This window comes from Paenibacillus sp. 1_12, from assembly GCF_900114475.1.
Classification (GTDB): Bacteria; Bacillota; Bacilli; order Paenibacillales; family NBRC-103111; genus Paenibacillus_S.
In genome coordinates, this window is record NZ_FOTE01000027.1 from 22164 (window position 1) to 40499 (window position 18336).

Below are 18336 nucleotides of genomic sequence, written 5' to 3' on the forward strand. Positions count from 1 at the left end.
TTTACTCGAGAAGGCTTCAGGAGAGGCTTTTATTTTGTTCTATTGAGTAGACATGAGGGGTGAATCAAACTTGGCGGGTCATCTTATTCAATTAGGTCGACGTAAACGCAGGTCATACGCTCGGATTCATGAGGTATTGGAAGTTCCTAACCTTATTGAAATCCAACAAAAATCGTACGATTGGTTTTTGGAAGAAGGATTGCGTGAAATGTTTCAGGATATTTCCCCAATTCAAGATTTTACGGGAAATTTGATTCTTGAATTTATCGATTATAACTTAGGCGAACCTAAGTATTCAGTCGATGAGTCCAAGGAACGGGACGTCACTTACGCAGCTCCACTTCGTGTGAAGGTGCGCTTGATCAATAAAGAAACTGGAGAAGTTAAAGAGCAGGAAGTATTTATGGGAGACTTCCCTCTGATGACGGAAACAGGAACCTTTATTATCAATGGCGCTGAAAGGGTTATCGTCAGTCAGCTAGTTCGTTCTCCGAGCGTCTACTTCAGTACGAAGATAGATAAGAACGGTAAAAAAACGTATACAGCAACTGTAATTCCTAACCGCGGTGCGTGGTTGGAGTTGGAAACTGACGCAAAAGACATTATTTATGTAAGAATTGATCGTACCCGTAAAATTCCTGTTACTGTATTACTTCGCGCATTGGGCTTTGGTACCGACGCAGAAATACTGGAACTATTGGGCGACGATGAATATCTTCGTAACACGCTTGATAAGGATAATACGGATTCAACGGATAAAGCGTTAATTGAAATATATGAACGCTTGCGTCCAGGTGAACCACCTACATTGGATAATGCGAGAAGCTTGCTGGTTGCTCGTTTCTTTGATCCAAAGCGTTATGATCTGGCTAATGTAGGACGTTATAAAATCAACAAAAAGCTGCACATCAAAAACCGTTTGTTTAATCAACGATTGGCTGAAACCTTAGTTGATCCGGAAACAGGAGAAATCATCGCAGAAGCAGGACAACTGCTGGATCGCAGACTGTTGGATGAAGTTCTGCCTTTCCTCGAAAATAGCGTAGGTTTCAAAGAATATACAGCCTCTAATGGTATTGCTGAAATGGAACGTATTCCACTTCAGTGTATTAATGTGTATTCACCGATTGAAGACGGCAAGATTGTTAAGGTCATTGCCAACGGTAAAATTGATAAAACAGTTAAAAATATTATGCCTGCAGATATCATTTCGTCGATTAATTACTTTATTGATCTTCTTCATGGTATTGGCAGTACAGATGATATCGATCACTTGGGTAATCGTAGATTGCGTTCCGTCGGCGAGCTGCTTCAAAACCAGTTCCGTATCGGTTTGTCCCGTATGGAGCGTGTTGTTCGCGAACGGATGTCCATTCAGGATGCCAATGTCATCACACCACAGGCGTTAATCAATATTCGTCCTGTAATCGCCTCAATTAAAGAGTTTTTTGGTAGCTCCCAGCTGTCTCAATTTATGGATCAAACGAATCCATTGGCTGAACTGACTCACAAACGTCGTCTGTCTGCTTTGGGACCCGGCGGTTTGACTCGGGAACGCGCGGGCTTTGAAGTACGTGACGTGCATCACTCCCACTATGGCCGTATGTGTCCAATTGAAACACCGGAAGGTCCGAACATCGGGTTGATCAATTCCTTGTCATCCTTTGCGAGAATCAATGAGTATGGCTTCATCGAGGCTCCATACCGTTGGGTAGATCCAAAGACTGGAATCGTTACCGAGCAAATTGCTTACCTGACAGCCGATGAAGAAGATAATTACGTAGTTGCCCAAGCAAACTCGGAACTGAGTGAAGAAGGTCATTTGAAGAGTGACATGGTTATTGTTCGTTATAAAGATGATAACTTGATTCTTCCTAGAGATCGTGTCGATTACATGGATGTATCGCCTAAACAGGTTGTATCTGTGGCAACGGCATTGATTCCGTTTTTGGAAAACGATGACTCCAACCGTGCATTGATGGGATCCAACATGCAACGTCAAGCTGTACCTTTGCTTATTCCGAAGTCACCTTTGGTGGGTACAGGAATGGAGCATAAGTCGGCTAAAGACTCCGGTGTATGTATTGTGTCCAAAATAGATGGTGTTGTAGAACGTGTTTCTGCTAACGAAATATGGGTCCGCCGCCAAGCTATGGTAGATGGCAAGCTGGTTAACGGGGATCTGGTGAAGCATAAGCTGCATAAATTTATGCGTTCCAACCAAGGAACCTGCATCAATCAACGTCCGATTTGTCATAAAGGCGAGCAAGTTCGGGTCGGAGATATTTTAGCGGATGGTCCTTCTACAGAAATGGGCGAGCTGGCGTTAGGTCGTAACGTTGTCGTTGCCTTTATGACGTGGGAAGGCTACAACTATGAGGATGCAATCCTGCTTAGCGAAAAGCTGGTTAAAGAGGATGTTTACACTTCTATCCACATTGAGGAATATGAATCAGAAGCCCGCGATACGAAGCTGGGACCTGAGGAAATTACTCGCGACATTCCTAACGTAGGCGAAGATGCTCTGAAGAACTTGGACGAGCGCGGCATTATCCGTGTAGGTGCTGAAATTGGTGCCGGCGACATTCTTGTAGGTAAAGTAACACCAAAGGGTGTAACTGAGCTTACTGCAGAAGAACGTTTGCTGCATGCGATTTTTGGTGAAAAAGCCCGTGAGGTTCGCGATACTTCCCTTCGTGTGCCGCATGGTACTGACGGTATTGTTGTTGACGTTAAAGTATTTACCCGTGAAAACGGTGATGAGCTGCCTCCAGGTGTAAATCAACTGGTACGTGTTTATATCGCACAAAAACGGAAAATCTCCGAAGGCGATAAAATGGCTGGACGTCATGGTAACAAGGGTGTTATCGCGCGTATTTTGCCGGAAGAAGATATGCCATTTATGCCGGATGGTACGCCTGTGCAAGTTGTATTGAACCCTCTGGGTGTTCCTTCACGGATGAATATCGGTCAGGTGCTGGAAGTCCATTTAGGTATGGCGGCCAAGTATCTCGGTATCCATACAGCAACACCGGTATTTGACGGTGCGCGTGAGTATGACGTGTTCGATACGATGGTTGAAGCAGGCATGCAGCGTAATGGTAAAACCATTTTGTATGATGGCCGTACAGGCGACCCGTTTGAGCGTGAAGTTACGGTTGGTGTCATGTACATGATCAAGCTGGCGCACATGGTTGACGATAAAATCCATGCCCGTTCTACAGGTCCTTACTCACTCGTTACACAACAACCGTTGGGTGGTAAAGCTCAATTTGGTGGACAGCGTTTCGGGGAGATGGAAGTTTGGGCGTTGGAAGCCTATGGAGCAGCTTACACATTGCAGGAAATTTTGACTGTTAAATCCGATGATGTTGTCGGACGTGTGAAAACATACGAATCGATCGTTAAAGGCGAGAATGTTCCAGAGCCGGGCGTTCCTGAATCCTTCAAAGTATTGATTAAAGAGCTGCAGAGCTTGGGTATGGATGTCAAAATTCTATCTGGCGATGAAAAAGAGATCGAAATGAGGGAAACAGACGATGATGATGAGGTTAGCAGCGATAAGCTAAATCTCAATCTGGAAGGTTCAGAGCTGGGTGTTGAATAACACCCAGTCCCATCGTATGTTCACAGGTCTATACTTGCATTTAAAGGTTTCCCATAAAACATAAGGAGGGTGGCTCCTTGATGGATGTTAACAACTTCGAATTTATGAAAATTGGATTAGCTTCTCCAGAAAAGATCCGTTCGTGGTCCCGCGGAGAAGTGAAGAAGCCAGAAACAATCAATTACAGAACCTTAAAGCCTGAGAAGGAAGGTCTGTTTTGCGAAAAGATTTTTGGCCCTACAAAAGACTGGGAATGTCATTGCGGTAAATACAAGCGTGTTCGTTATAAAGGCGTCGTTTGCGATCGTTGTGGAGTGGAAGTAACCCGTCAAAAGGTTCGTCGTGAGCGTATGGGTCACATTGAGCTCGCAGCTCCGGTTTCTCACATTTGGTATTTCAAAGGAATTCCAAGCCGTATGGGCTTGGCGCTAGATATGTCTCCTCGTTCACTTGAGGAAATTATCTATTTTGCATCCTATGTGGTTACAGATCCTGGAGATACACCACTTGAGAAAAAGCAGCTCTTGTCCGAGAAGGAATATCGCAGCTATCGTGAAAAATACGGTTATGCATTCCAAGCAGGTATGGGAGCAGAAGCTGTAAAGAAATTGCTGCAGGACATCGAAATTGAACGAGAAGTGGAAACGTTGAAGGAAGAGCTGAAAACTGCTCAAGGTCAGCGCCGTAATCGGGCAATTAAACGTCTTGAAGTTATGGAAGCATTCCGTAATTCGAAAAATTTACCAGGATGGATGGTTCTTGATGTCCTTCCTGTTATACCACCAGAGCTTCGTCCAATGGTTCAATTGGATGGAGGACGGTTTGCCACCTCAGACTTGAACGATTTGTATCGTCGTGTTATCAATCGGAACAACCGCTTGAAAAGGCTGTTGGATCTGGGCGCTCCGGACATTATCGTACAAAATGAAAAACGGATGCTGCAGGAAGCTGTCGATGCTCTCATCGATAATGGCCGCCGCGGCCGTCCTGTAACGGGTCCGGGTAACCGTCCGTTAAAATCATTAAGTCACATGCTAAAAGGAAAACAAGGACGTTTTCGTCAAAATCTACTCGGTAAACGTGTTGACTATTCAGGTCGTTCGGTTATCGTCGTAGGTCCAAGCTTGAAAATGTACCAGTGCGGTCTTCCGAAGGAAATGGCGCTCGAATTGTTTAAACCTTTTGTCATGAAAGAACTTGTGAATAAGGGGCTTGCCCACAATATCAAGAGTGCGAAACGTAAAGTTGAGCGCGTAAGTCCTGAGGTTTGGGACGTACTGGAAGAAGTAATCAAGGAGCATCCGGTTCTGTTGAACCGTGCACCTACACTTCATAGACTTGGTATTCAGGCATTTGAACCGATTCTCGTAGAAGGCCGTGCAATTAAGCTTCATCCATTGGTATGTACAGCTTATAATGCCGACTTTGACGGTGACCAAATGGCCGTTCACGTTCCACTGTCTGCAGAAGCACAAGCGGAAGCACGCTTGCTGATGTTGGCAGCCGGTAACATTTTGAATCCAAAAGACGGTAAGCCGGTAGTTACGCCTTCACAGGATATGATCTTGGGAAGCTTCTATCTGACAACCGATAATAAGGAAGCACTAGGTGCCTTGACCATTGTTCGCACCGTACATGAGGCTGTTTCCTTGTACCAACGTGGAGCAGCTGCACTGCATGCGCGTATTGCTATTCCTGCTAAAGCCTTGAACAAAACAAGCTTTACACCGGAACAGCAAGAAGCAATGTTGATTACAACGATCGGTAAGGTTATCTTTAATGAAATTTATCCGGCAGACTTGCCTTATATCAATGAACCTACGAAATCGAATTTGTTGAATGGTGCATCCGATCAATATTTCGTGTTCGAAAAGGGCGCTGATATTCGTAAAATCATGCAGGAGCTTCCTGAGTGCAAAGCAGTAGGTAAAGAGTATTTGGGCTTAATTATTGCGGAGTGCTTCCGGAAATACCATACAACTAAAACTTCGGTTATTTTGGACAAAATCAAAGAACTTGGTTTTACTTATTCAACGAAATCCGGTATTACAATCGCAGTTGCGGATGTTACGGTACCGCTTGAAAAAGATGCCATTCTTAAAGAGTCCGATGATAAAGTCAATATGGTAACGAACCAATATCGTCGTGGTTTGATAACAGATGAAGAACGTTATGATCGTGTTATTACGATTTGGAGTAAAGCGAAGGATGAAATCACGGATATCCTGATGAAATCCCTAGATAAATACAACTCCATCAATATGATGGTTGAATCCAAAGCACGGGGTAACAAATCACAAATCACACAGCTTGGCGGTATGCGTGGTCTGATGGCCAATCCGTCGGGTAAAATCATCGAGTTACCAATTAAGTCGAACTTCCGTGAAGGCTTAACGGTTTTGGAATACTTTATTTCAACGCATGGTGCGCGTAAAGGTTTGGCCGATACAGCACTTCGTACCGCTGACTCCGGTTACCTGACTCGTCGTCTGGTAGACGTAGCACAAGATGTTATCGTTCGCGATGAGGACTGTGGTACAGATAAAGGCTTTACGGTTAACAAGATTCAAGATGGCAAAGAGGTTATCGAGGATCTGTATGACCGGATTGAAGGCCGCTATGCATTTGAAGTGATTCGTGATCCAAAAACTGGTGAAGTGATTGTGGGACGCAATGAATTGATAGAAGCGAACATCGCGGATACTATCATTGCAGCCGGCATTGAAAAACTGCAGATCCGGTCCGTTCTAAGCTGTCGTTCCCATCATGGTGTTTGCAAAAAATGCTACGGTCGTAACTTGGCAACTGGACAATTTGTAGAGATTGGTGAAGCTGTTGGTATTATTGCTGCGCAATCTATCGGAGAACCAGGAACGCAGCTGACTATGCGTACGTTCCATACCGGTGGTGTTGCGGGAGATGATATTACTCAAGGTTTGCCGCGTATTCAGGAATTGTTTGAAGCCAGAAATCCGAAAGGTCAAGCGATCATTTCGGAAATTGATGGGGTAGTCAAGGAAATTCGTGAAGCCAAGGATCGTCGTGAAATCGAAGTTCTAGGTGAAGCTGAATCCAAAACTTATGCAGTTCCTTATGGTTCACGTATTCGTGTATCGCTTAACCAACAGGTTGAGGCGGGCGATGAGTTGACTGAAGGATCGATCGATCCTAAGGAAATGCTCCGCATCAAGGGCATCCGTGGTGTACAAAACTACATTCTTCAAGAGGTTCAACGTGTATATCGGAACCAGGGTGTAGAAATTAACGATAAGCATATCGAGGTTATGGTTCGCCAGATGCTTCGTAAAATACGTATCGTTGATTCTGGTGACACAACGTTGCTTCCAGGCGCATTTGTGGATATCCATGAATACGAAGAAGCCAATAAGGTTGCATTGTACTCCGGACAAGAGCCAGCGGTTGCCAAACCGGTTCTTCTCGGTATTACGAAAGCTTCGCTTGAGACGGATTCCTTCCTCTCCGCAGCTTCCTTCCAAGAGACTACACGGGTATTGACTGACGCCGCTATTAAAGGCAAGGTTGATAAATTGTTGGGTCTTAAGGAAAATGTTATCATTGGTAAGCTGATTCCTGCGGGAACAGGTATGCATAGATACCGTGACATCCGGATCACCAATCCGAATGAAGTGGAGTCCGACAACAACAAATCTCTAGAATTAGAAGTCGTTTCGGCTGACTAATTTGTTTATACAAGGATGAGATGCTTGCCCTTGCTGAGAAATTGTGTAAATTCTTTGTGAGGGCAAGTAATTTTCTTGACAACAGCACTTTCCGAGTGCTATTATATCGAAGTGTGCCATTTTGTGAAGTGTTTCCTGTCCTTTGGAGGATATTTTATATGTCTTATGAAAAAGTAAAACAGGCTGCTAGCATTAGTATTGGCATGAAACAAACTGCAAGAGCGGTCGAGATGAATAAATCATCCGAAGTTTTTGTAGCCAAAGATGCAGATCCGCGAATAACGATAAAGATGGTAGCCCTTTGTAAGAAAGAGGGTGTTCCAGTGACCTACGTTGATTCCATGAAGTTATTGGGTAAGGCGTGCGGTATTGATGTTGGAGCTGCTGTGGCAGCAATAGTGAATGAATAAAGCAAATCCGTTTTTGTTCAATAACAGAAATGTTGGCGGCAAAAGCTTTTCGTTTGTTCATTTATGATTCGCCTGGATCTGTGGGCTTGAAAGAGAATGATTAAGATTGGAAGGAGGTGGCGATATGCCAACAATTAACCAACTCGTTCGTAAAGGACGTAAAGCAAAAGTAGAAAAATCCAAATCACCAGCTCTTCAAAGAGGATTTAATGCCTTGAAAAGAGAAGCTACCGACATTAGCGCTCCTCAAAAGCGTGGTGTATGTACGCGTGTAGGTACAATGACGCCTAAGAAACCTAACTCAGCTCTTCGTAAATATGCTCGTGTGCGTTTGACAAATCGTGTTGAAGTTACTGCCTATATTCCGGGTATTGGACACAACTTGCAAGAGCACAGTGTTGTATTGATTCGTGGAGGTAGAATTAAGGATCTTCCAGGGGTACGTTATCACATCGTTCGCGGCGCATTGGATACATCCGGTGTGAACAACCGTAAACAAGCTCGTTCCAAATATGGTACGAAGCGTCCTAAAGCAGCTAAGAAGTAATCTAGCAATAAAATATGAATGATTTTTTCAGAAAGGGGGATAACTATGCCTCGTAAAGGTCCAGTTACTCGCAGAGACGTATTACCAGATCCAATTTATAGCAGCAAACTTGTTACTCGTCTAATCAATCGCATTATGCTCGATGGCAAAAGAGGTGTTGCTCAAACCATCTTGTACAATGCATTCAAAATGATTCAAGATCGTACAGGTAAAGAGCCAATGGAAGTTTTCGAACAAGCCATTAAAAATATTATGCCTGTTCTTGAGGTTAAAGCTCGTCGTGTAGGCGGAGCAAACTATCAAGTGCCAATCGAAGTTAGACCTGATCGTCGTACCACTTTGGGACTTCGTTGGTTGGTGAATTATTCTCGCCTTCGTGGTGAGAAAACAATGGAAGAAAGATTGGCACAAGAAATTATTGATGCCAGCAACAATACAGGTTCTTCCGTTAAGAAACGTGAAGATACACACAAAATGGCTGAAGCTAACAAAGCTTTCGCTCATTATCGTTGGTAGAATCTAAATTCCTTATAATTTGAAAGGAGACATCCTGATGGCTAGAGAGTTCTCCTTGAAAGATACACGTAATATTGGGATTATGGCGCATATCGATGCAGGTAAAACGACCACAACCGAGCGGATCTTATTCTTTACAGGCCGTACTCACAAAATCGGAGAAGTGCATGATGGCGCTGCTACGATGGACTGGATGGAGCAAGAGCAGGAGCGCGGAATTACCATTACTTCCGCTGCTACTACTGCTGCTTGGAAGGGTCACCGCATCAATATCATCGATACCCCGGGACACGTTGACTTCACGGTTGAAGTAGAACGTTCCCTTCGTGTATTGGACGGGGCAGTTGGAGTATTCAGCGCCAAAGAAGGCGTTGAGCCTCAGTCGGAAACGGTTTGGCGTCAAGCTGACCGTTATAATGTTCCACGGATTGCCTATGTAAACAAAATGGATATTATCGGTGCTGACTTTCTTGGAGCAATCCAGCAAATGCGTGAGAAATTAGGCGCTAATGCAGTTGCTATTCAATTGCCAATTGGTTCTGAGAGCGATTTTGACGGAATCATTGATCTAGTTGAACAGAAAGCACACATTTTCAAAGATGATAAAGGTGAAAACATCGAGATTGTTGATATTCCCGATGAATTCAAAGATCAAGTGGATGCACTAAGACTTGATCTGATTGAAAAAGTAGCAGAGCTTGATGAAGAGCTGACAATGAAATACCTTGAAGGTGAAGAAATCACAGTTGAGGAAATCAAAAAAGCGCTTCGTATTGGTGTTTGCCAAGTAAAAATCTTCCCTGTTATTTGTGGTTCTTCATATAGAAATAAAGGTGTTCAATTGATGTTGGATGCGGTTGTAGCTTACCTTCCATCACCTCTTGACGTGCCTGACATTAAAGGTGTACTGGATGACGGTACAGAAGTGGTTCGTAAATCTTCGGATGATCAGCCTTTCTCCGCTCTTGCCTTTAAAATTATGACGGATCCTTATGTAGGAAAGCTTACTTTCTTCCGTGTATACTCTGGTGTGTTAAATTCAGGTTCTTATGTTCTTAACGCTACTAAAGGTAAACGCGAAAGAGTTGGACGGATTCTTCAAATGCATGCAAACACGCGTCAAGAGATCAGCATTGTATATGCGGGTGATATTGCGGCTGCTGTAGGCTTGAAGGATACAACAACAGGTGACACCCTTTGTGATGAGAAAAATCCGGTAATCCTTGAAAAGATGAACTTCCCAGAACCAGTAATTCAACTTGCTGTTGAACCGAAAACGAAGGCTGACCAAGACAGAATGGGTATTGCTTTATCCAAGCTGTCCGAAGAAGATCCGACTTTCCGTGCACACACAGATGAAGAAACTGGACAAACGATTATCGCAGGTATGGGTGAGCTTCACCTTGAAGTCCTCGTTGATCGTATGTTGCGTGAATTCAAGGTTGAAACTAACGTGGGTAAACCACAAGTTGCTTACCGTGAAACATTCCGTCAAGAAGCTAGAGTCGAAGGTAAATTTGTTCGTCAGTCCGGTGGCCGCGGTCAATATGGACATTGTTGGGTTATCTTCTCGCCACAAGAAGCCGGTGCTGGATTCTTGTTCGAAAGCAAGGTTGTGGGTGGTTCGATTCCTAGAGAATACATCGCTCCAATTCAAGCTGGTATCGAAGAGTCGATGAAGAATGGCGTTATGGCAGGATTCCCGTTGGTTGATATTAAAGCAACTGTTGTTGACGGATCTTACCATGATGTTGACTCCAACGAAATGGCGTTCAAAATTGCAGGATCTATGGCATTGAAAGCAGCAGCTGAAAAGTGTCGTCCAGTTCTGCTTGAGCCAATCATGAAAGTTGAAGTTACCGTTCCAGAAGAATATATGGGCGATGTTATGGGTGATTTGAACTCCCGTCGTGGTCGTATCGAAGGAATGGATTCCCGCTTTGGCGCTCAAATTATCCGTGCTAAAGTGCCACTCTCCGAAATGTTCGGTTACTCCACAACATTGCGTTCGCGTACTCAAGGACGCGGCGTATACTCGATGGAATTATCTCATTATGAAGAAGTGCCTAAGTCCATTGCAGAAGAAATTGTTGCAAAGCATAAAGGCGCGTAATAAAAATATAAGTTATTCGAGGAGGCAATCCAAGCCATGGCAAAAGCGAAATTTGAACGTAATAAACCGCATGTTAACATCGGAACCATCGGTCACGTTGACCACGGTAAAACTACTTTGACTGCAGCTATCACAACTGTTTTGTCCAAAAGATACGGTGGAGCAGCAGTAGCGTTCGACCAAATCGACAAAGCTCCAGAAGAGCGCGAGCGCGGTATCACGATCTCCACAGCTCACGTTGAATATGAAACTCCTAACCGTCACTACGCACACGTAGACTGCCCAGGACATGCTGACTATGTTAAGAACATGATCACAGGCGCAGCACAAATGGACGGAGCTATTCTGGTTGTATCCGCAGCTGATGGCCCTATGCCACAAACGCGTGAGCACATCCTTCTGTCCCGTCAAGTAGGCGTACCTTACATTGTTGTATTCTTGAACAAATGTGATATGGTTGAAGACGAAGAATTGCTTGAATTGGTAGAAATGGAAGTTCGCGATTTGCTGAACGAATATGAGTTCCCAGGTGACGACACTCCAATCATCCGTGGTGCTGCTCGTGAAGCATTGCAAAACCCAGATGGTGCTTGGGCTGATAAAATTATCGAATTGTTTGAACAAGTTGATACTTATATCCCAACTCCTGAGCGTCAAACTGACAAGCCTTTCTTGATGCCTGTTGAGGATGTATTCTCAATCACAGGTCGTGGTACTGTTGCTACAGGTCGTGTAGAGCGTGGAACGATCAAAATTCAAGAAGAAGTTGAAATTCTTGGTCTTCAAGAAGAAACTCGCAAATGTATCGTAACAGGCGTTGAAATGTTCCGTAAATTGTTGGATTCCGCACAAGCGGGCGACAACATTGGCGCATTGCTTCGTGGTGTAGACCGTAAAGACATCGAGCGTGGTCAAGTTTTGGCGAAACCAGGTTCCGTTAAAGCACACACTGCATTTTCCGCTCAAATCTACGTTCTTACTAAAGAAGAAGGTGGCCGTCATAAGCCCTTTTTCACAGGCTACCGTCCACAGTTCTACTTCCGTACAACTGACGTAACAGGTATCATTTCATTGCCAGAAGGTACTGAAATGGTTATGCCTGGTGATAACATCACCGTTACAGTTGAACTGATCGCTCCTATCGCTATTGAAGAAGGTACTCGCTTCGCGATTCGTGAAGGCGGACGTACTGTTGGCGCTGGCGCAGTAGCATCAATCAGCAAATAAGTTCATTACATCAAAAGCCTTCCATCGCAAATATTGGATGGAGGGCTTTTATTTTTGCAATTTTCACTCCAAATTTTGAATTCATACTTATATGAAAAAAAGAATGAAAATATCCTTGCTTTTTGTTTTGATTTTTTATATAATAGTGAACGTTGGTCTGAGACGTTGCGATGATGTGAGAGGTTGCTGACACACCCGGCCCCTTTGCCATGGGGAAGGCGTCAGGAGATTTTCACTGAGTATGTCCGATACTAAATTGGGCGATAGAAGGAGGGAATACTATGGCAAAGCAAAAAATTCGTATTCGTTTGAAGGCATATGATCACAGAATTCTAGATCAATCTGCTGAAAAAATTGTGGAAACGGCAAAGCGTTCAGGTGCAAGCGTATCTGGTCCAATTCCACTACCTACGGAGAAAACAATCATCACTGTTCTTCGTGCGGTACACAAATACAAAGACTCGCGTGAGCAATTTGAACAACGCACACATAAGCGTTTGATCGATATTGTAAATCCGACACCACAAACAGTAGATGCGTTAATGCGTTTGGATCTACCGTCCGGTGTGGATATCGAAATTAAATTGTAATCCACATGTGTATAAATAATTGAATGTAAAAGAGGAAAAGAGGTGTCAACGATGACTAAAGGTATCTTAGGAAAAAAGCTTGGAATGACCCAAGTGTTTACTCCTGAAGGTTTGGTAATTCCGGTAACGGTAATTCTTGCAGGTCCTTGCACGGTGTTGCAAAAAAAGGATGCTGAGAATGACGGATACGAAGCTATTCAAATCGGTTTTGATGACAAGAAAGAAAGTAGAGCTATCAAACCTGAGTTGGGCCATGCTAAAAAAGCTGGTGCAACACCTAAGCGCTACATTAAAGAAATTCGTGGTATTCAGATCTCTGAATACGAAGTTGGCCAAGAAATTAAAGCTGACTTGTTCACAGAAGGCGAATTCGTTGATGTAACCGGTACTTCCAAAGGTAAAGGGTTCCAGGGTTCTATCAAAAGACATAATCAATCTGTTGGTCCAATGGCTCACGGCTCGCGTTACCATCGTGGTCCAGGTTCCATGGGTTCCATCCAATCCAACCGTGTTCCAAAAGGCAAAAAGCTTCCTGGACATATGGGTGCGGAAACAGTTACGATTCAACGTCTTGAAGTTATCAAAGTCGATACGGAACGTAATGTGATCTTGGTAAGAGGTTCCATTCCCGGTCCTAAAAATAGCTACGTGAGTGTTAAATCAACAGTTAAGTAAAGCAAGGAAGGAGGATTAACAGATGCCAAAAGTAGCATTGTATAATGTAAGTGGTGCACAAGTGGGAGAAGTAGAACTGGCGGATTCCGTATTCGGTATTGAACCCCATTCCCATATTTTGAATGAAGCTGTGTTAATGCAACGTGCTTCGTTACGCCAAGGTACACACAAAGTTAAGGGTCGCTCCGAAGTTCGCGGTGGCGGTCGTAAACCTTGGAAACAAAAAGGTACAGGTCGTGCGCGTCAAGGTAGTATTCGTTCCCCTCAATGGAAGGGCGGCGGTATCGTTTTTGGACCGACTCCACGCAGCTACGCGTACAAGCTTCCTAAAAAAGTTCGTCGTATCGCAATCAAGTCTGCATTGTCTTCCAAGGTAATCGGTAACGAAATTATCGTTCTGGATCAACTGTTGTTGAATCAGCCGAAAACCAAGGAATTTGCAGCGATTCTTAACAATTTGAAAGTGGATCGCAAAGCTTTAGTAGTAACAGCTGGTTATGAAGAAAACGTGGCATTGTCCGCTCGTAATATCCCAGGCGTGAAATTTGTAGTTGCTGACGGAATTAGCGTGCTTGATGTTATGGTTTACGACAAGCTGATCATTACTAAGGATGCGGTACAGAAGGTAGAGGAGGTTTTTGCATAATGAAAGATCCTCGCGATATTATTAAACGTCCTGTAATCACTGAGCGTACAAGTGATATGATGGCTGAGAAGAAATATGTGTTTGAAGTTGAGCTCCGTGCAAACAAAACGGAAATCAAACTGGCTATTGAGCAAATTTTCAAAGTAAAAGTAACGAAAGTTAACACTTTGAGAATGCCAGCTAAGCCAAAACGCTATGGTCGTCATGCCGGTTATACATCGGAATGGAAAAAAGCGATTGTTTCGTTGAGCGCTGACAGCAAAGAGCTTGAATTTTTTGAGAGTGTGTAATTAACTTTTTCAAGTAAGGAGGAATCCAAGTGCCAATTAAAAAATATAAACCAACGTCACCTGCAAGACGTCACATGTCGGTTTCTACATTTGAAGAAATCACAACGTCAACACCGGAGAAATCGTTATTGGCTCCGTTGTTCAAGCACGCGGGACGTAATAACCAAGGTAAAATTACGGTTCGTCACCAAGGTGGTGGACACAAACGTAAATACCGGATTATCGACTTCAAGCGGAATAAAGATGGAATACCAGGTCGCGTTGCTACAATAGAATACGATCCAAATCGTTCGGCTAACATTGCTTTGATTCATTATGCTGACGGTGAAAAACGTTATATCATCGCTCCTAAGAACTTGAAAGTCGATGATAAAATCGAGTCCGGACCTAAAGCGGATATTAAAATCGGTAATGCTTTACCGCTTGAAAATATTCCTGTAGGTACAGTTATCCACAACATCGAATTGAAGCCTGGTAAAGGTGCTCAATTGGTTCGCGCTGCTGGTACTGAAGCTCAATTGCTTGGTAAAGAAGAAACTTATGTAACGATTCGTCTTACTTCCGGCGAAGTTAGAAAAGTTCTGAAAGTTTGCCGCGCAACTATCGGTTCTGTTGGTAACGAAGATTACGAATTGATTAAAGTCGGTAAAGCTGGACGCTCGCGCTGGTTGGGTCAAAGACCTGAAGTCCGCGGTGTTGTTATGAACCCTAACGATCACCCACACGGTGGTGGTGAAGGCCGTGCTCCTATCGGTCGTAAATCTCCAATGTCTCCATGGGGCAAACCGACTCTTGGTTACAAAACTCGTAAAAAAGGCAAAGCATCTGATAAATATATTGTTCGTCGTCGCACTAAATAATCGGATTCTAGCAAGGGTTGAAGAAAGGAGGAACGAAATATGGGTCGCAGTTTGAAAAAAGGTCCTTTCGTTGACGGCTATCTTATGAAGAAAGTTGAAGCGCAAGGCGACACTCAAAAGAAACAAGTTATTAAAACTTGGTCGCGTCGTTCGACTATTTTCCCGCAATTCATCGGATTTACTTTTGCGGTATACGATGGCAAAAAGCATGTACCGGTTTACGTTACAGAAGATATGGTTGGTCACAAACTTGGTGAGTTTGCTCCAACTCGTACTTACAAAGGTCATGATGATGACAAAAAAACGAGCAAGCGCTAAGGCTTTGCTTGTGTAGTAAGCAGTAAATGAGAGGAGGCACAACACATGTCAGAAGCAAAAAGTATTGCAAGATTCGTTCGTATTGCTCCCCGTAAAGCGCAGCTGGTTGTTGATTTGATCCGCGGCAAGCAAGTAGGAGAAGCAATTGCGATTCTGCGTCATACGCCAAGATCCGCTTCACCGATCGTTGAGAAAGTTTTGAACTCTGCCATTGCCAATGCTGAGCATAACTACTCCATGGATCCGAACAACTTGGTTGTATCACAAACATTTGTTAACCAAGGACCAACAATGAAACGGTTCCGCCCACGTGCAATGGGACGTGCTAGCCGTATTAATAAACGTACCAGCCACATTACAATAGTGGTATCCGAAAAATAAGGGAGGGATAACGTGTGGGTCAAAAAGTAAACCCAGTAGGACTTAGAGTTGGGATTATTCGCGATTGGGAATCGAAATGGTTCGCAGGCAAAGATTTTGGCGATCTTCTTATCGAAGATGTAAAAATCCGCGAGTACTTAAAGCAAAAGCTGAAAGATTCAGCTGTTTCACATATCGAAATCGAACGTGCTGCTAACCGTGTGAATGTTACCATTCAAACAGCTAAGCCTGGTATGGTTATCGGTAAAGGCGGAGCAGAAATCGAAGTTATTCGTAACTACATTGCTAATCTGTCGAACGGCAAAAAGATTCACATCAACATCTCTGAAATCAAAAATCCTGAATTGGATGCAATTTTGGTTGCTGAAAGCATTGCACAACAATTGGAACGTCGCGTTTCTTTCCGTCGTGCTATGAAGCAATCGATCCAAAGATCGATGAGAGCCGGAGCAAAAGGAATTAAAACAGCAGTAAGTGGTCGTTTGGGCGGAGCAGAAATCGCTAGAAATGAAGGCTACAGTGAAGGTACAGTGCCTCTTCATACATTGCGTGCGGATATTGATTATGGAACAGCGGAAGCTGCAACAACTTATGGTCGTATCGGTGTAAAAGTATGGATCTATCGCGGCGAAGTTCTTCCACCGGCTAAGAAAAAGGCTGTTACGGAAGGAGGCAACTAAGAATGTTAGTTCCTAAACGTGTAAAACACCGTAAAGAGTTTCGTGGCAAAATGCGTGGACGCGCTAAAGGCGGAACAGAAGTAAGTTTCGGTGAATTCGGATTGCAAGCTATGGAGCCTGCATGGGTTACCAACCGTCAAATCGAGGCTGCTCGTATCGCTATGACTCGTTACATCAAACGGGGTGGTAAAGTTTGGATCAAAATTTTCCCTTCGAAACCGGCAACACAAAAACCGCTTGAAGTACGGATGGGTAGCGGTAAAGGTAGCGTAGAGAAATGGGTTTGTGTTGTAAAACCAGGTAAGATTATGTTTGAACTTGCCGGTGTTAGTGAGGAAATTGCTCGTGAAGCATTACGTCTGGCTTCCCACAAGCTTCCGATCAAAACCAAGTTTGTTAAAAGAGAAGATGTAGGTGGTGAAGCAAATGAAGGCTAGTGAATTTCGCAACCTAACCACTGCTGAAATTGAACAAAAAATTGCCGGCTTTAAAGAAAGACTCTTTAGCCTCCGTTTTCAACTAGCTACCGGTCAACTGGAAAACCCAGTACAGATCCGGGAAGTCCGCAAAGAGATTGCTCGTGCAAAGACTGTTTTGCGTGAAAGAGAACTGGGGATCATTAGTTAATGAGTGAGAGAGGAGGATCTTCAATGAGTGAACGTAACGATCGTAAAACTCAAGTCGGTAAAGTCGTGAGTGACAAAATGGAAAAAACCATCGTTGTTGCTGTTGAAACGTACAAAAAACACGATCTTTATCACAAAAGAATTAAATATACGAAGAAATTCAAAGCGCATGATGAGAATAATGAAGCTAAAATCGGTGATGTTGTAAAAATTTCCGAAACACGGCCATTATCTAAAGACAAGCGTTGGAGACTGGTTGAAGTTGTAGAAAAAGGCGTTTTAGCATAAACAAATGATACCAAGCATCAATTCCGGAAGGAGGGTTTAAACAATGATTCAACCTCTATCTCGTTTAAAAGTGGCTGACAATTCAGGCGCAAAGCAATTAATGTGCATTCGTGTACTTGGTGGTACTGGTCGTCGTGTGGGTCATATCGGTGATTTGATTATCTGCTCGGTGAAAGAAGCAACACCAGGTGGCGTTGTCAAAAAGGGTGATGTTGTCAAAGCGGTAATCGTTCGTACTAAGAGTGGTGCACGCCGTAAAGATGGTTCTTACATTACTTTTGATGAAAATGCAGCAGTAATCGTTAAGGATGACAAGAGTCCTCGTGGAACTCGGATCTTTGGACCAGTTGCTCGTGAACTTCGCGATCGCGATTTCATGAAAATCGTTTCTCTTGCACCAGAAGTTATCTAATTCAACTGCTGCTTAGCAGCTGTACGATATAAGAAATTATGCTTACGAAGTTAGTGTTCTACGAACACTCTCAGGAGGTGGAAACTCAATGCCAAAGCAACCCAAGAAATTGGAGTCTCATAATAACAAATTAAATGTTAAAAAAGACGATAAAGTGTTCGTAATTACTGGCAAAGATAAAGGTAAAAAAGGCCGTGTAATTGCAGCATACCCTCGTGAAAATCGTGTGTTGGTTGAAGGTGTAAATATGATCAAGAAGCATAGCAAACCTTCTCAAGCTAACCCGCAGGGTGGTATTATCTCGCAAGAAGCGCCTATTCACGTGTCAAACGTGATGCTGATTGATCCTAAGAGCGGCCAACCTACCCGTGTAGGTTACAAAGTTCTGGATAACGGTACAAAAGTGCGTGTAGCTCGTAAATCCGGTGAAGTTATCGATTAATCGTAAA

Annotated in this window: 20 protein-coding genes; all 20 read left to right on the plus strand. The window is 43.6% G+C overall.

Annotation, left to right across the window (positions count from 1 at the left end):
• Positions 1-70: 70 nt before the first annotated feature.
• The 20 genes from rpoB to rplX all read left to right on the plus strand — a co-directional run bounded on the left by rpoB (position 71) and on the right by rplX (position 18329).
• Positions 71-3607, plus strand: coding sequence for a DNA-directed RNA polymerase subunit beta (gene rpoB / locus BM210_RS30605; RefSeq protein ID WP_091176422.1), 3537 nt, complete (start codon positions 71-73; stop codon positions 3605-3607).
• Between the two features lie 77 nt (positions 3608-3684).
• Positions 3685-7308 carry a DNA-directed RNA polymerase subunit beta' gene (gene rpoC, locus BM210_RS30610; RefSeq protein WP_091176423.1) on the plus strand — a complete coding sequence of 1208 codons (3624 nt, stop codon included), beginning with the start codon at positions 3685-3687 and terminating at the stop codon, positions 7306-7308.
• Positions 7309-7466: 158 nt separating this feature from the next.
• Positions 7467-7718, plus strand: coding sequence for a 50S ribosomal protein L7ae-like protein (locus tag BM210_RS30615; protein WP_091176425.1), 252 nt, complete (start codon positions 7467-7469; stop codon positions 7716-7718).
• Between the two features lie 124 nt (positions 7719-7842).
• Positions 7843-8265, plus strand: coding sequence for a 30S ribosomal protein S12 (gene rpsL / locus BM210_RS30620; RefSeq protein WP_091176426.1), 423 nt, complete (start codon positions 7843-7845; stop codon positions 8263-8265).
• Positions 8266-8310: 45 nt separating this feature from the next.
• On the plus strand, positions 8311-8781 hold the full coding sequence (gene rpsG / locus BM210_RS30625) for a 30S ribosomal protein S7 (RefSeq protein ID WP_076237493.1): 471 nt from the start codon (positions 8311-8313) through the stop codon (positions 8779-8781).
• Positions 8782-8818: 37 nt separating this feature from the next.
• Positions 8819-10894, plus strand: a complete 2076-nt coding sequence (fusA, locus tag BM210_RS30630) for an elongation factor G (RefSeq protein WP_091176428.1) — start codon at positions 8819-8821, stop codon at positions 10892-10894.
• A 36-nt stretch (positions 10895-10930) separates the two neighbouring features.
• Positions 10931-12121, plus strand: coding sequence for an elongation factor Tu (gene tuf, locus BM210_RS30635; RefSeq protein WP_091176430.1), 1191 nt, complete (start codon positions 10931-10933; stop codon positions 12119-12121).
• A gap of 281 nt (positions 12122-12402) precedes the next feature.
• A complete protein-coding gene (gene rpsJ / locus BM210_RS30640) occupies positions 12403-12711 on the plus strand; it encodes a 30S ribosomal protein S10 (protein ID WP_076237484.1) in 309 nt (102 codons plus the stop codon).
• 51 nt (positions 12712-12762) lie between these two features.
• The gene (gene rplC / locus BM210_RS30645) at positions 12763-13386 is read left to right on the plus strand and encodes a 50S ribosomal protein L3 (RefSeq protein ID WP_091176432.1); all 624 of its coding nucleotides are present in this window, start codon (positions 12763-12765) and stop codon (positions 13384-13386) included.
• Positions 13387-13408: 22 nt separating this feature from the next.
• On the plus strand, positions 13409-14032 hold the full coding sequence (gene rplD / locus BM210_RS30650; RefSeq protein ID WP_091176433.1) for a 50S ribosomal protein L4: 624 nt from the start codon (positions 13409-13411) through the stop codon (positions 14030-14032).
• Positions 14032-14322 (plus strand): 50S ribosomal protein L23, encoded by a 291-nt coding sequence (gene rplW, locus BM210_RS30655; protein ID WP_091176435.1) that lies wholly within the window; start codon positions 14032-14034, stop codon positions 14320-14322. Before rplD ends, rplW begins: the two co-directional genes overlap by 1 nt.
• A gap of 29 nt (positions 14323-14351) precedes the next feature.
• Positions 14352-15182 carry a 50S ribosomal protein L2 gene (rplB, locus tag BM210_RS30660; protein ID WP_076237473.1) on the plus strand — a complete coding sequence of 277 codons (831 nt, stop codon included), beginning with the start codon at positions 14352-14354 and terminating at the stop codon, positions 15180-15182.
• Between the two features lie 39 nt (positions 15183-15221).
• Entirely contained in the window at positions 15222-15500 is a 279-nt protein-coding gene (gene rpsS / locus BM210_RS30665) for a 30S ribosomal protein S19 (RefSeq protein ID WP_076237471.1), read from the plus strand.
• A gap of 45 nt (positions 15501-15545) precedes the next feature.
• On the plus strand, positions 15546-15881 hold the full coding sequence (gene rplV / locus BM210_RS30670; RefSeq protein WP_076237468.1) for a 50S ribosomal protein L22: 336 nt from the start codon (positions 15546-15548) through the stop codon (positions 15879-15881).
• Positions 15882-15895: 14 nt separating this feature from the next.
• A complete protein-coding gene (rpsC, locus tag BM210_RS30675; protein WP_091176436.1) occupies positions 15896-16561 on the plus strand; it encodes a 30S ribosomal protein S3 in 666 nt (221 codons plus the stop codon).
• A gap of 2 nt (positions 16562-16563) precedes the next feature.
• Positions 16564-16998 carry a 50S ribosomal protein L16 gene (rplP, locus tag BM210_RS30680; protein WP_091176438.1) on the plus strand — a complete coding sequence of 145 codons (435 nt, stop codon included), beginning with the start codon at positions 16564-16566 and terminating at the stop codon, positions 16996-16998.
• On the plus strand, positions 16988-17188 hold the full coding sequence (gene rpmC / locus BM210_RS30685; RefSeq protein ID WP_076237459.1) for a 50S ribosomal protein L29: 201 nt from the start codon (positions 16988-16990) through the stop codon (positions 17186-17188). The genes rplP and rpmC overlap by 11 nt, the downstream gene beginning before the upstream one ends.
• Positions 17189-17211: 23 nt before the next feature.
• Positions 17212-17475 (plus strand): 30S ribosomal protein S17, encoded by a 264-nt coding sequence (rpsQ, locus tag BM210_RS30690; RefSeq protein WP_091176440.1) that lies wholly within the window; start codon positions 17212-17214, stop codon positions 17473-17475.
• A 43-nt stretch (positions 17476-17518) separates the two neighbouring features.
• Complete coding sequence (gene rplN / locus BM210_RS30695; protein ID WP_076237453.1) at positions 17519-17887, plus strand: 50S ribosomal protein L14; 369 nt, start codon at positions 17519-17521, stop codon at positions 17885-17887.
• Positions 17888-17975: 88 nt separating this feature from the next.
• Positions 17976-18329: a 50S ribosomal protein L24 gene (gene rplX, locus BM210_RS30700; protein WP_091176442.1), complete on the plus strand. Its 354-nt coding sequence runs from the start codon at positions 17976-17978 to the stop codon at positions 18327-18329.
• Positions 18330-18336: the final 7 nt, after the last annotated feature.